10 protein-coding genes are annotated in these 13897 nt (G+C 71.3%); 2 read left to right on the plus strand and 8 right to left on the minus strand.

The window, feature by feature from the left end:
* Positions 1–108 precede the first annotated feature (108 nt).
* Positions 109–1029: an SDR family oxidoreductase gene (locus ACLF6P_RS15020; RefSeq protein WP_415950757.1), complete on the plus strand. Its 921-nt coding sequence runs from the start codon at positions 109–111 to the stop codon at positions 1027–1029.
* A 94-nt stretch (positions 1030–1123) separates the two neighbouring features.
* Here the strand turns inward: ACLF6P_RS15020 and ACLF6P_RS15025 are convergent, their stop codons facing one another.
* The 7 genes from ACLF6P_RS15025 to ACLF6P_RS15055 form a co-directional block, all read right to left on the minus strand.
* On the minus strand, positions 1124–2197 hold the full coding sequence (locus ACLF6P_RS15025) for a helix-turn-helix transcriptional regulator (RefSeq protein ID WP_415950758.1): 1074 nt from the start codon (positions 2195–2197) through the stop codon (positions 1124–1126).
* Positions 2198–2280: 83 nt separating this feature from the next.
* Positions 2281–4965 carry a pyruvate dehydrogenase (acetyl-transferring), homodimeric type gene (aceE, locus tag ACLF6P_RS15030; protein WP_415950759.1) on the minus strand — a complete coding sequence of 895 codons (2685 nt, stop codon included), beginning with the start codon at positions 4963–4965 and terminating at the stop codon, positions 2281–2283.
* A gap of 404 nt (positions 4966–5369) precedes the next feature.
* Positions 5370–6002: a GntR family transcriptional regulator gene (locus ACLF6P_RS15035; RefSeq protein ID WP_415950760.1), complete on the minus strand. Its 633-nt coding sequence runs from the start codon at positions 6000–6002 to the stop codon at positions 5370–5372.
* A 152-nt stretch (positions 6003–6154) separates the two neighbouring features.
* Positions 6155–7930, minus strand: coding sequence for a 2-oxoglutarate dehydrogenase, E2 component, dihydrolipoamide succinyltransferase (sucB, locus tag ACLF6P_RS15040; protein WP_415950761.1), 1776 nt, complete (start codon positions 7928–7930; stop codon positions 6155–6157).
* A gap of 71 nt (positions 7931–8001) precedes the next feature.
* Entirely contained in the window at positions 8002–9390 is a 1389-nt protein-coding gene (gene lpdA / locus ACLF6P_RS15045; protein WP_415950762.1) for a dihydrolipoyl dehydrogenase, read from the minus strand.
* 290 nt (positions 9391–9680) lie between these two features.
* Positions 9681–11234: a leucyl aminopeptidase gene (locus tag ACLF6P_RS15050; protein WP_415950763.1), complete on the minus strand. Its 1554-nt coding sequence runs from the start codon at positions 11232–11234 to the stop codon at positions 9681–9683.
* Between the two features lie 226 nt (positions 11235–11460).
* A complete protein-coding gene (locus ACLF6P_RS15055; RefSeq protein ID WP_415950764.1) occupies positions 11461–12258 on the minus strand; it encodes an adenosylcobinamide-GDP ribazoletransferase in 798 nt (265 codons plus the stop codon).
* Between the two features lie 92 nt (positions 12259–12350).
* On the opposite strand from ACLF6P_RS15055, the gene ACLF6P_RS15060 reads away from it, so the two are divergent.
* Entirely contained in the window at positions 12351–13121 is a 771-nt protein-coding gene (locus ACLF6P_RS15060; protein WP_415950765.1) for a hypothetical protein, read from the plus strand.
* Here the strand turns inward: ACLF6P_RS15060 and ACLF6P_RS15065 are convergent.
* Positions 13055–13783, minus strand: a complete 729-nt coding sequence (locus ACLF6P_RS15065) for a hypothetical protein (RefSeq protein WP_415950952.1) — start codon at positions 13781–13783, stop codon at positions 13055–13057. The two genes, ACLF6P_RS15060 and ACLF6P_RS15065, sit on opposite strands and share 67 nt — an antisense overlap.
* Between the last annotated feature and the right edge of the window lie 114 nt (positions 13784–13897).

The raw sequence follows: 13897 nt of genomic DNA on the forward strand, positions 1-13897 counted from the left end.
TCGAAATGCGTCCGGAGCGACCGGGGAGACCGGAGAGAGGAACCCCGCTCGAAAGACGCCCGGAAAGCCGGACAGAAGATGTCGGGATTGGCTGAGACGGTCGTAGGCATGCAGACGAACAAGGAAGACCTCAGCGCGAAGACCGTCCTCGTGGCCGGGGCGACCCGGGGCGCGGGCCGGGCGATCGCCGTCGAACTCGGACGGGCCGGAGCCACCGTCTACGCCACCGGCCGCACCACCCGGACGCAGGTCAGCGAGGTCGGCCGCCCCGGCGAGACGATCGAGGAGACCGCGGAACTCGTCACCCGGGCGGGCGGCAAGGGCATCGCCGTGCCCACCGACCACACGGACCCCGACCAGGTGCGCGCCCTCGTCGAACGAATCGACCGCGAGCAGGGACGGCTCGACATCCTCGTCAACGACATCTGGGGCGGCAACCACCTGCTCGACTTCGACACGCGGATGTGGGACGTCGACCTGGAGCGCGGCCTGCGGATGATCGAACTCGGGGTGCGCACCCACATCATCACGGCAAGCCTCGCGCTTCCGCTCCTGGTCAGGAATCCGGGCGGCCTGGTTGTCGAGGTCACCGACGGAACCGCCGAATCGAACCGCGGCTTCCGTGAGAACTTCTACTACGACCTCGCCAAGAACGGCCCGATCCGCATGGCGTACATCCTCGGCGAGGAACTGAAGGGGGTCGACTGCAGCGCGGTCGCCCTCACCCCCGGCTTCCTGCGCTCCGAGGAGATGCTCGACATCTTCGGGCTCACCGAGGAGACCTGGCGCGAGGGCATCGCCGAGCAGGAGCTGTGGGACCTGTCCGAGACGCCCGCGTATCTCGGTCGTGGTCTCGCCGAGCTCGCGGCGGATCCGGAGCGGGCGCGATGGAACGGGAAGTCGCTGTCCAGCGGCGATCTGGCGCGCGAGTACGGCGTCACGGACACGGACGGCAGCCGGCCGCACGTCTGGGCGTTCATGGCGGCCCAGAAGCGGGGCGAGAAGCCGCGGGCGGAGGACTATCGCTGAGGGTGGCGGGGCGGCAGGCCAGAGGGCGGAGGGGTGGCGGGGTGGCGGGGCAACAAAGGGGCGGTTGCTCAGCCGCCGCCACTCTCCCGGTCGCTCAGCCGCCGCCACTCTCCCGGTCGCTCCCCCGGGTTTCCCCCCGGTCGGTCTCCGGGCCGCGCTCCCCGCGCCCGTACAGCCGCAGCAGCTCCCGGGCCTCCGTCACGAACCGCTCCCGCAGCCCGGCCGGGGCGAGGATCTCCGCCTCCGGGCCGAGAACGACGAGCTGGCTGTACGCGACCTCCGGGGACTCGACGGCGAGCGTCACCGTCACCCAGCCCTCCGCATCGGGCTCATCGGCGCCCTGCAGCGCCTGTGCGGCCGCTTGCCGGTCGGTGACGTACGGCAGCCTCCGTACGCCCCGCTCGGAGAGCCTGAGCACCACCTCGGCCCGCAGGATCGAACGGGCGAACTGGGCCGCCCGCTCCTCCCAGAAGCCCGGCAGATCGAAGGCTTCGTCGCGCTCGAAACGGTCGTCCTCGGTGGTGATCCGGGTGAAACGGTCGATGCGGTAGACCCGGAAGCCCGAACCGGGGACCCGTGCGCACAGGTACCAGACGCCCGCCTTGAGCACGAGCCCGTACGGCTCCAGTTCCCGCTCCACCTCGGCAGCCTCCGCCACCTCGGCCGCCTCCGCCGCCTCGGTGCCGCGGCGGCCGTAGCGCGCCGTGAGCCGGCGGTCGTCCCAGACCGCCTCGGCGATCGCGGGCAGCAGGTCCGGGGTCTGCGGCTCCTGGTACCAGCCGGGGGCGTCCAGGTGGAAGCGCTGGGCCGCGCTCTGCTGCGCATCGCGGAGCGAAGGCAGCAGGGCGGCGGAGACCTTGAGGCGGGCGGCCGACGCAGTGTCCTCCAGGCCCATCTCCCGCAGCGCGCCCGGCACGCCGGACAGGAACAGCGCCTCCGCCTCGGAACGGCCGAGCCCGGTGAGCCGGGTCCGGTAACCGCCGATCAGGCGGTACCCGCCGAGGCGTCCCCGGTCCGCGTACACGGGGACACCGGCCTCGGCGAGGGCCTGGGCATCCCGGGTGACGGTCCGCTCCGAGACCTCCATCTCCTGGGCGAGCTCGGCGGCGGTCATGCCGGGGCGGGCCTGCAGCAGGAGGACCATCTTGATGAGGCGGGCGGCGCGCATGAGGGCATTCTGCCGGGTGACCCACCCACCGCCCGGACGGGCTGAGAGTTGCCCCGGTGGGCAACTCTCAGCCCGTCGGGGGCTCAGAGCCCGTAGCGCTCCCGGGCCTCCTTCACGGCGGAGGCCGGGACCTCGCCGCGGCGGGCCAGCTGGGCCAGCGCGGCGACCACGATGGACTCCGCGTCGATGCCGAAGTGGCGGCGCGCGGCGTCACGCGTGTCGGACAGGCCGAAGCCGTCCGCGCCCAGCGAGGTGTAGTCCTGCTCGACCCACTGCGCGATCTGGTCCGGCACCTGCCGCATGTAGTCGCTGACCGCGAGCACCGGGCCCTGGGCGCCGTCGAGCGCCTGACGCACGTACGGGACGCGCTCCTCGCCGCGCAGCAGCGCCTCGTCGGCCTCAAGGGCGTCACGGCGCAGCTCGGTCCACGAGGTGGCGGACCACACGTCGGCGCCGACCCCCCACTCCTCGGCGAGCATCCGCTGGGCCATGAGGGTCCAGTGGATGGCCGTACCGGAGCCGAGCAGCTGGATCGCCGGCGCGTTCGCGGGGACCGTCACACCGGCCGACTCGGCGGTGTTGAAGCGGTACAGACCGCGCACGATGCCCTCGTCGACGCCGGCCGGCTTGGCGGGCTGCGGCATGGGCTCGTTGTAGACGGTCAGGTAGTAGAAGACGTCCTCCGGCTGCTCGCCGTACATTCGCTCCAGACCGCTCTTGACGATCGCCGAGACCTCGTAGGCGAAGGCCGGGTCGTAGGTGAGCGCCGCCGGGTTGGTGGCCGCGATCACCGGCGAGTGGCCGTCGGCGTGCTGCAGGCCCTCGCCCGTCAGGGTCGTACGGCCCGCGGTGGCGCCGATCAGGAAGCCCTTGCCGAGCTGGTCGGCGAGCTGCCACATCTGGTCGGCGGTGCGCTGCCAGCCGAACATCGAGTAGAAGATGTAGAAGGGGATCATCGTCTCGCCGTGCGTGGAGTACGCGGTGGCGGCGGCGATGAAGTCGGCCATCGAGCCGGCCTCGGTGATGCCCTCGTTGAGGATCTGGCCGTCCTTGGCCTCGCGGTAGTACATCAGCTGGTCGCGGTCGACCGGCTCGTAGGTCTGGCCCTTCGGCGAGTAGATGCCGAGCGAGGGGAAGAGCGACTCCATACCGAAGGTACGGGCCTCGTCCGGGACGATCGGCACCCAGCGCCTGCCGGTGTTCTTGTCCCGCATCAGGTCCTTGACCAGGCGGACGAACGCCATGGTCGTGGCCACCGACTGCGAGCCGGAGCCCTTGTCGAAGGAGGTGAAGGCCTTCTCGGACTGGGCCGGGAGCGCCTCGACCGCGTGCATACGGCGCGTCGGGGCCGGACCGCCGAGGGCCGCGCGGCGCTCCTGGAGGTAGCGGACCTCGGGGGAGTCGGCGCCCGGGTGGCCGTAGGGCACCTGGCCGTCCTCGAACTGCGCGTCGCTGATCGGGAGATCGAGCAGGTCACGCATGTTCTTGAACTCGTCGGTGGTGAGCTTCTTCATCTGGTGGTTCGCGTTCTTCGACGCGAAGCCCTCACCGAGGGTGAAGCCCTTGACGGTCTGCGCCAGGATCACGGTCGGCGCGCCCTTGTGCTCAAGAGCCGCCTTGTACGCGGCGAAGACCTTGCGGGGCTCGTGGCCGCCGCGGGAGAGCTGGAAGCACTCGATGATCTTGTCGTCGCTGAGCAGCTTCGCCATCTCGACGAGCGCCGGGTCCTTGCCGAAGAAATCCTCGCGGATGTACGCGGCATCGCGGGTCTGGTACGTCTGCACCTGCGCGTCGGGGACCTCGCGGATCCGGCGGACCAGGGCGCCCGTGGTGTCGAGCTGGAAGAGCTCGTCCCAGGCGTTGCCCCACAGCGTCTTCACGACGTTCCAGCCTGCGCCGCGGAACTGGGCCTCCAGCTCCTGCACGATCTTGAAGTTGGCGCGGACCGGGCCGTCGAGGCGCTGCAGGTTGCAGTTGATGACGAAGGTCAGGTTGTCCAGACCCTCACGGCTCGCGAGAGCGAGGGCCGCGGTCGACTCGGGCTCGTCCATCTCGCCGTCACCGAGGAAGGCCCACACGTGGGACTGCGAGACGTCCTTGATGCCGCGGTTGGTCAGGTAGCGGTTGAAGCGCGCCTGGTAGATCGCGGACAGCGGGCCGAGACCCATGGAGACGGTGGGGAACTCCCACAGCCAGGGAAGGCGGCGGGGGTGCGGGTAGCTGGGGAGGCCCTTGCCGCCGGCCTCCTGGCGGAAGTTGTCGAGGTGCGACTCGTCCAGACGGCCGTCGAGGAACGCGCGGGCGTAGATGCCGGGCGAGGCGTGGCCCTGGACGTAGATCTGGTCGCCGGAGCCGTCCTGCTCCTTGCCGCGGAAGAAGTGGTTGAAGCCGGTCTCGTAGAGCCAGGCGGCGGAGGCGAAGGTGGCGATGTGGCCGCCGACGCCGTGCTTCGATCCCCGGGTCACCATCGCGGCCGCGTTCCAGCGGTTCCAGGCGGTGATCTTCCGCTCCATCTCCTCGTCGCCGTCGACGGCGGGCTCCGCGGAGGTGGGGATGGTGTTGACGTAGTCCGTCTCCAACAGGCGGGGCAGGGCCAGGCCCGCGTCCTCGGCGTGCTGGAGGGTGCGGCGCATCAGGTACTCGGCGCGGTGCGCACCGGCGTGCTCGCTGACCGCGTCCAGGGAGGCCGCCCACTCGGCGGTCTCCTCCGGGTCGCGGTCCGGCAGCTGGTCGAGCTGGCTCGGGAGCTTGCCTACGGGGTCGGTCATGTTCGCCGCCTTCCGGACAGGATCTCCTCCTGTCCGCGGGCGGCCGGTGCTCGGCCGTGCGTCAGGAGAGACGGGGTGTTGATGGGCCCTGACTGGCAGGACAGGGCGGTGGACTGGGTGCAGTCCGGCGTCGAGAGTAAGCCGCTGATCGATGATCGATCAAAGTGTCGGGGGCAAAAATTCTTCGATCCGGTGAAGTCGGCACGGGGTGTCAGCTTGACGTGCACAGGGTGCCGGGCATATCGCCCGTAAACGGGCGCTAGTTTGTTTGCGCCTCGGCGCACTTGAGCGCACGCTGACCCCACCCTCCAGCCCCGCCGGCGTGTGAGGCGATCCGAGCGGAGCTCGGATGCGGGGGCCGGGGCGGAGCCCCGGGGAAACGGTGAAAGGGCGGGTGGGGGAAATCAGTCTCTCGCCGGAGCGGGTGCACAGCCGAGGACGTGGTCCTTGACCAGTTGGCCGATCCCCGGATCACGCCGCTGGAACGCCTCCACCAGCGCCTGGTGCTCCTCCGCGTAGGACTGCTGGACCGTGCCCAGCCAGCGGATCGACAGGGCCGTGAAGACCTCGATGCCGAGGCCCTCCCACGTGTGGAGCAGGACCGAGTTCCCGGCCGCCCGCACAAGCTCCCGGTGGAACGCCACCGTGTGCCGCACCTGGGCCGTGCCGTCCGTGGCCCGGTCGGCCACGTACAGGGCGGCGACGTGCGGCTCCAGGGCCGAGCAGTCGACGGCCAGCTTCTCCGCCGCCAGCTCCGCCGCGATCTGCTCGAGCCCCGCCCGCACGGGATAGGACTCCTCCAGATCGGCCGCGGACAGATTCCGCACCCGTACGCCCTTGTTCGGCGCCGATTCGATCAGGCGGAGCGACTCCAGCTCACGCAGCGCCTCGCGCACCGGCGTCTGGCTGACCTCCAGCTCGACGGCGATCCGGCGCTCCACGATGCGCTCACCGGGCTTCCAGCGGCCGCTGACGATCCCCTCCACGATGTGCTCGCGGATCTGCTCGCGCAGCGACTGGATGACGGGGGCGGTCATGCGGTGCTCCTTAGGGGAGGGCGCGATCCCTGCGTGAGCGCGGGTTCGACCCTCAAACAATACGGCGGTGCCCCCGTCCGGACGCGTCCGGACGGGGGCACACATGGCACTGAGTGACAAGGCTTACACGGCCGTCACCCCATTTGGGCGGATCAGAGACCCAGCTCGACCTCGAACTCGCCGGCCTCGAGGATCTGCTTGACCGTGCTCAGGTAGCGGGCGGCGTCCGCGCCGTCCACCAGGCGGTGGTCGTACGACAGGGTCAGGTAGACCATGTCGCGCACGGCGATCGTCTCGCCGAGCTCCGGGTGGCTGATGACCACCGGGCGCTTGACGGTGGCGCCGATGCCGAGGATGCCGACCTGGTTCGGGGGCACGATGATCGTGTCGAACAGCGCGCCGCGCGAACCGGTGTTGGAGATGGTGAAGGTCGCGCCGGACAGCTCGTCCGGGGTGATCTTCGAGGCGCGGACCTTGCCGGCCAGGTCGGCGGTCGCCTTGGCGATACCGGCCAGGTTGAGGTCGCCCGCACCCTTGATGACCGGGGTCATCAGGCCCTTCTCGGAGTCCACGGCGATGCCGATGTTCTCCGAGTCGTGGTACGTGATGGTGCCGTCTTCCTCGTTGATCCGGGCGTTGACGACCGCGTGGGCCTTCAGCGCCTGGGCCGCGGCCTTGACGAAGAACGGCATCGGGGACAGCTTGACGCCCTCACGGGCGGCGAAGGAGTCCTTGGCCTTGGCACGCAGCTTCATGATCTTGGTGACGTCCACCTCGACCATGGAGGACAGCTGGGCCTGGCCGTGCAGCGCCTTCATCATGTTGTCGCCGATGACCTTGCGCATGCGGGTCATCTTGACGGTCTGACCGCGCAGCTCGGAGGCCTCGATGGCCGGAGCCTTCGCAGCGGCGGCCGGGGCGGCGGAGGGAGCCGCAGCGGCCGGAGCGGCAGCCTTCGCGGCCTCGGCGGCGGCGATGACGTCCTGCTTGCGGATACGGCCGCCGACGCCGGTGCCCTTGACCGCGGCCAGGTCGACGCCGTTCTCGGCGGCGAGCTTGCGCACCAGCGGGGTCACGTACGCGCCGTCGTCGGCCGGCTGAGCAGCGGCCGGAGCGGCAGGCGCGGCAGGCGCGGCCGGAGCCGGAGCCGCCGGGGCCGCCGGAGCGGGCGCCGGAGCGGCCGGAGCCGGGGCGGTGGCCTGCGGGGCCGGGGCGGCGGGAGCCGGAGCCTCCGGGGCCGGAGCCGGGGCGGTGGGGGCGGCCGGAGCAGCGGCCGGGGCCGGGGCGGCGGGGGCGGCCGGGGCAGCCGGAGCGGCACCCGGTGCACCGATGACGGCGAGCTTCGCGCCGACCTCGGCGGTCTCGTCCTCACCGACCACGATCTCCAGCAGCACACCGGCGGTCGGCGCCGGGATCTCGGTGTCGACCTTGTCCGTGGAGACCTCGAGCAGCGGCTCGTCGGCCTCGACGGACTCGCCGACCTCCTTGAGCCAGCGCGTCACGGTGCCCTCGGTGACGGACTCGCCCAGGGCGGGCAGCGTCACGTCGGTGCCCGTGGCACCACCCGCGGGAGCGGCGGCCGGGGCGGCCTCGGCGGCCGGAGCCGCGGGTGCCTCGGCCTGCGGGGCCTCGGCAGCCGGAGCCGGAGCCTCGGCGGCGGCCGGGGCGGGGGCGGCCGTGGGGGCACCGCTGCCGTCGTCGATCAGGGCCAGCTCGGCGCCGACCTCGACCGTCTCGTCCTCGGCGACCTTGATGGACGCGAGCACACCGGCGGCGGGGGAGGGGATCTCGGTGTCGACCTTGTCGGTGGACACCTCGAGCAGCGGCTCATCGGCCTCTACGCGCTCGCCCTCGGCCTTCAGCCAACGGGTGACAGTGCCCTCGGTGACGCTCTCGCCGAGCGCCGGAAGGGTTACGGAAACCGCCATGGTTTCTGTTGCTCCTTATGGAAGTGCGGGAAGTTTGTGGGGCGGCACCTCGGCGTTCCGCCCGAGGGCTGCTAGTCGTGCGAGTGCAGCGGCTTGCCGGCCAGCGCCAGGTGAGCCTCGCCGAGCGCCTCGTTCTGCGTCGGGTGCGCGTGGATGAGCTGCGCGACCTCGGCGGGCAGCGCCTCCCAGTTGTAGATCAGCTGGGCTTCGCCGACCTGCTCGCCCATCCGGTCACCGACCATGTGGACGCCGACGACGGCGCCGTCCTTGACCTGGACCAGCTTGATCTCACCGGCGGTCTTGAGGATCTTCGACTTGCCGTTGCCCGCCAGGTTGTACTTCAGTGCGACGACCTTGTCCGCACCGTAGATCTCCTTGGCCTTGGCCTCGGTGATGCCGACGGAGGCGACCTCGGGGTGGCAGTACGTCACCTTCGGCACACCGTCGTAGTCGATCGGGACGACCTTCATGCCGGCAAGACGCTCCGCCACAAGGATGCCCTCGGCGAAGCCGACGTGCGCGAGCTGGAGGGTCGGGACGAGGTCACCCACGGCCGAGATCGTCGGCACATTGGTCTGCATGTACTCGTCGACCAGGACGTAGCCGCGGTCCATCGCGACGCCCTGCTCCTCGTAACCGAGACCGGCCGAGACCGGGCCGCGGCCGATGGCGACCAGAAGCACCTCGGCCTCGAAGGTCTTGCCGTCGGCGAGGGTCACGCGGACGCCGTCCTGCGTGTACTCGGCCTTCTCGAAGAAGGTGCCGAGGTTGAACTTGATCCCGCGCTTGCGGAAGGCGCGCTCCAGGAGCTTGGAGCTGTTCTCGTCCTCGACCGGGACGAGGTGCTTGAGGCCCTCGACCACCGTGACCTCGGTGCCGAAGGACTTCCACGCCGAGGCGAACTCGACGCCGATGACGCCGCCGCCCAGGATGATCGCGGACTCGGGGACGCGGTCCAGGACGAGCGCGTGGTCAGAGGAGATGATCCGGTTGCCGTCGATCTCCAGACCCGGCAGCGACTTCGGCACGGAGCCGGTCGCCAGAAGGATGTGGCGGCCCTGGATGCGCTGGCCGTTCACGTCCACCGAGGTGGGCGACGAAAGACGGCCCTCGCCCTCGATGTACGTCACCTTGCGGGAGGCGACGAGACCCTGCAGGCCCTTGTACAGGCCGGAGATCACGTCGTCCTTGTACTTGTGGACGGCCGCGATGTCGATGCCCTCGAAGGAGGACTTGACACCGAACTGGGCGCTCTCGCGCGTCTGGTCCGCGACCTCACCGGCGTGCAGCAGCGCCTTGGTGGGGATGCAGCCGTTGTGCAGGCAGGTGCCGCCGAGCTTGTTCTTCTCGATCAGGGCGACGTCCAGACCAAGCTGAGAGGCGCGCAGGGCCGCGGCGTAACCGCCGCTACCGCCGCCGAGGATCACTAGGTCGAAAACGGTGCTGGCGTCGTTCGCCACGTCACGTCCTCCATGCATGTGCGCCGTACGCCGGTCCTCACTGACCGCGCGGCGGCTGGTGTTCGGCCGCTTGTACCTTCGGCCCTCTGGTGGGGCCCTGTCCTGCCACAGGCCATCTTCGCACTTGTCGGCGGCGCGCGGGACGTCGGGCCGCGGTGCGAGACGTCTGATCGATCACACCGGCTGTCTTCGTGCAGCGTAGTGGGGGTGCGGGAGCTTCGGCCGCCGACGCGAACGGCCCCGGGCACACGCCCGGGGCCGTCGGTATGCGCTGCGGCGCGGAGGCAGCCTCAGCCGAGGTCGCCGGAAGCCGTGCGCTCCGCGAGGGCGACCAGCGTGCGCATCGCCGCGCCGGTGCCGCCCTTCGGCGTGTAGCCGAACGGCGAGCCGTCGTTGAAGGCCGGACCGGCGATGTCCAGGTGTGCCCAGGTGATGCCCTCGCCCACGAACTCGCGCAGGAACAGCCCGGCCACGAGCCCGCCGCCCATCCGCTCGCCCATGTTGGCGATGTCGGCGGTCGCCGAGTCCATGCCCTTCACGAGGTGCTCGGGAAGCGGCATCGGCCAGGCCGGCTCCCCGGAGGCCTCGGCGATCTCGTACAGCGAGGTACGGAACGCGTCGTCGTTCGCCATGACACCGAACGTGCGGGAGCCGAGCGCCACCATCATCGCGCCGGTCAGCGTCGCCACGTCCACGATCGCGTCGGGCTTGTCCTCGGAGGCCTTGGCGAGCGCGTCGGCCAGCACGAGCCGGCCCTCGGCGTCGGTGTTGAGCACCTCGACGGTCTTGCCGGAGTACATCCGCAGGACGTCACCGGGGCGCGTCGCGGAGCCGGAGGGCATGTTCTCGGCGAGCGCGAGCCAGCCGGTGACGTTGACCTCGAGGCCGAGCCGCGCGGCGGCCATGACGGAGGCGAACACGGTCGCGGCACCGGCCATGTCGCACTTCATCGTCTCGTTGTGCCCGGCCGGCTTCAGCGAGATGCCGCCCGAGTCGTACGTGATGCCCTTGCCGACGAACGCGAGGTGCTTCTTCGCCTTGGCATGCGTGTACGAGAGCTTCACCAGACGCGGCGTGGAGGCCGAGCCCGCGCCGACGCCGAGGATGCCGCCGAAGCCGCCCTTGACGAGCGCCTTCTCGTCGAGCACCTGCACCTTGACGCCGTGTTCCTTCGCGGCGGCCTGCGCGATCGCGGCGAAGGCCTCCGGGTTGAGGTCGTTCGGCGGGGTGTTGACCAGGTCGCGGGCGCGGTTGAGCTCCTCGGCGACGGTGGCGGAACGCTCAAGGGCGGCCTTCGCGGCCTTGTCGCGCGAGCCGAGGATCACGGCCTCGCCGAGCGGGCCCTTGGCACCCTTGCCCTTGCCCTTGGCGGCCTTGCCGTTCGCCTGGGCGCCGGTCTTGTCGGGGGTCCCCTTGTACGCGACGAAGGAGTACGCGCCGAGCAGCGCACCCTCGCCGATCGCCTGCACCTCGGCGGCCCCGTCCACGGGCAGCGCGAAGGCGGCCTTCTTCGAGCCGGCCAGGGCACGGGCGGCGGCGCCCGCGGCGCGGCGCAGTGCCTCGGTGTCGTACGAGGAGTCCTTCTTCGGCGCCGCACCGAGCCCGACCGCGAGGACGAGCGGGGCCTTCACGCCGTCGGGCGAGGGAACCTTGGTCACCTCGCCCTCGCCGCCCGAGGCGCCGAGGGTCTCGAGGACGGCGGCGAGCTTGCCGCCGAAGGCCTTCTCGACGGCTTCGGCGCCGGGGGCGACGACCGGGCCCTTGTCGCCCTTGGCGACTCCGACGACGAGTGCGTCGGCCTTCAGGCCGACAGCGGCGGCGGTGCTGAGGCTCAGAGCAGTCACGGTGGTGAGTTCTCTCTTCCGTTGGTTTGTGGGGTGGTGTCCCTCCGTGAGCCTACGCTTGCGGTGGTCGTGAGGTGCCTGCGGTGTGCGTCATCGCTGGAGGAGACGCCGCCGACACCGTCGTACGACGTGGGCCGGCACCCTCGTAGGACCTGGCCGCCACCCCTCGTAGGACATGGCAGCCACCCCTCGTACGACATGGCGGGCGGCCTCGTGGGGCAGGCTCTCAGCCCAGCGCGAGGGCCACGAGCGCCGCCGTGACCGCGACCTCCGCCGCCGCCCCGAAGACATCGCCGGTGATTCCACCGAACCGCCGCACGCACCGCCGCAGCAGCAGCTCGGCCACGGCCAGCGCACCCACGACGGCGAGCATCGCGTGCACCGGCCCCACCGTGCCGTAACCCGCCGCGCCCGCGAGGCACATGACCAGCGCGGCGACCACTGCCGCGGACCGCGGCGGCACCGTTCCGGCGACCGCCGCGCCCAGCCCCTCCGGCCGCGCGGCGGGCACCGAAGGACGCGAGGCGAGTACGAGGGCGGTGCGCCCGGCGACATGAGCCACCGTCACCGCGACGGCACCGGCCGCCCAGCCCTGCTCCCCGTACACCTGGACAAGCACCGCGACCTGGGCGAGCAGCACGAACAGCAGCGTGATGACGCCGAACGGGCCGATGTCGGAGCGCTTCATGACCGCCAGCGCCGCATCGGCCGGTTTTCCGCTGCCCAGGCCGTCCGCCGTGTCCGCGAGCCCGTCGAGGTGCAGCGCCCGGGTGAGGAGCGCGGGCACGGCCGCCGTCGCGACCGCGGCGAGCAGTGGGCCCGCACCCAGGAGGAGCAGCGCCCCGCCGGCCGTGGCCGAGCAGAGCCCGACGACCAGGCCCGCGAGCGGCGCGCACAGCATGCCGACACGCGCGGCCGCCCGGTCCCAGCGCTCCACCCGCACCGGGAGGACGGTCAGCGTGCCGAAGGCGAAGCGCAGTCCGGCGGAGAAGGGGGCGGGGTCGGCGGGGTCCTGTTGCGTCACCGCGGCAGGCTAACCGTCGACGACGGGCGTTAAATGGCGCGTATGGCATGAATCCCGGGCAGAGCGGATCAGGTATTTCGGGAGGGCGTGGCGTGGGTCACTGGTGGTACCGGAACATCGTCGAACCGGGAAAGCTGCCGCTGCTGCTCGCGCTGGTGTCGTTCGTCCTGGCGTTCCTGGTGACGCGGGTCATCACCCGGATGATCCGGGCGGGCAAGGGCCCCTTCGGGAACGTGAAGGCCGGCGAGCTGCACATCCACCATGTCGTGCCCGGCATCATCCTGACGATCATCGGCGGCTTCGGCGCCGTCGCCGCCGGGCGGCACAACTTCGCCTCCCTGCTCTCCGCGGTCCTCTTCGGGCTCGGCGCCGGTCTTGTGCTCGACGAATTCGCGCTGATCCTGCACCTCGACGACGTGTACTGGAGCGAGGCGGGCCGCAAGAGCGTCGAGATCGTGGTGCTCACCGCGGCCCTGGTGGCGCTGGTGCTCGGCGGATTCCTGCCGTTCGGCGTCGACGAACTCACCCCCGAGGAACGGCACAGCCGGGTCCTCGTCGTGATGAACACCGCGTTGAACTTCTTCTTCGCCCTGATCGCCCTGGGCAAGGGCAAACCACGCCTCGCGATGATCGGGATCGTGGTGCCGCTCGTGGCGCTGATCGGCGCCGTCCGGCTGGCCCGGCCCGGTTCGCCCTGGTGGAAGCTCTTCTACCGCCACCGTCCGCGCGCCCGCTCCAAGGGCGGCCTGCGCGCCTACCGTCACGACCGCCGCTGGGCGAAGCCGCGGCGCAGGTTTCACGAACTCCTTGGCGGCCGCTTCGAGCCGGAGCCGAAGGGGCCCGCCCCCGAAGACCGCGGCTGACGCCATTCAGATACGCCGCACAGCACCAGCACCACGAGGATCGCCGCCAGATGCTCCCGGCCCGCGAGATTGTCCTCGACCACCAGCTCGACGGCCATCGCGCCGATCACCACGGCCATCGTGAACCAGGCCCGGTGGCGCCAGCACACACAGACGGCAAGCCCCACCACCGCGGCCGAGGGGCCCGTGTCGACCACCTGCGCGTACGAGGCGGGCAGCCCCAGCGGCCGGTCCTCGCCGAGCCGGATCCCCAGCCGCGCGTACAGCGTTCCGGCCAGCGTCGCCGCGTAGGCGAGGGCGAGCATCCGCCGGCGGCCGAGCGTGATCTCCGCGATCCCGAAGACCAGGAGAAGCTGGCCGAGCGCACCCCAGGCGGGCAGGTCGAGCGCCGGTACGAAGAGCGAGAGCGGGGTGCGCAGGAGGGCGAGCCAGAGCGGGTCCTCGGCGCGTACGGAGCCGATGTCCTGCACGAACCGGTAGCCCGCCGGGCCGTGGTTCTGCACGTAGTGCAGCAGCGCCGTGAGGCATACGGCGGCCAGCGTCACCGGGATCGCACGCCACCGGTCGGCGGCGATCCCCTCGCGTACGGCCCGGTACAGCGGGCCCCACTCCGCGGCGGCGAGCTTCCGTGCGCGCGTCACCAGCGCCCGTACGCGCGCCATCCGTGCGCGTGCGGACGCCGGCGGCGGGCGGTGTGGGGCGCCGCCGGGGTGCGGCTCGCGTCCGGCCTCTCCCATGAGGGGCGATCCTATGGGGTGAACCGGATGATATGGGGT

The organism is Streptomyces lothianensis (assembly GCF_047779955.1).
GTDB lineage: Bacteria > Actinomycetota > Actinomycetes > Streptomycetales > Streptomycetaceae > Streptomyces.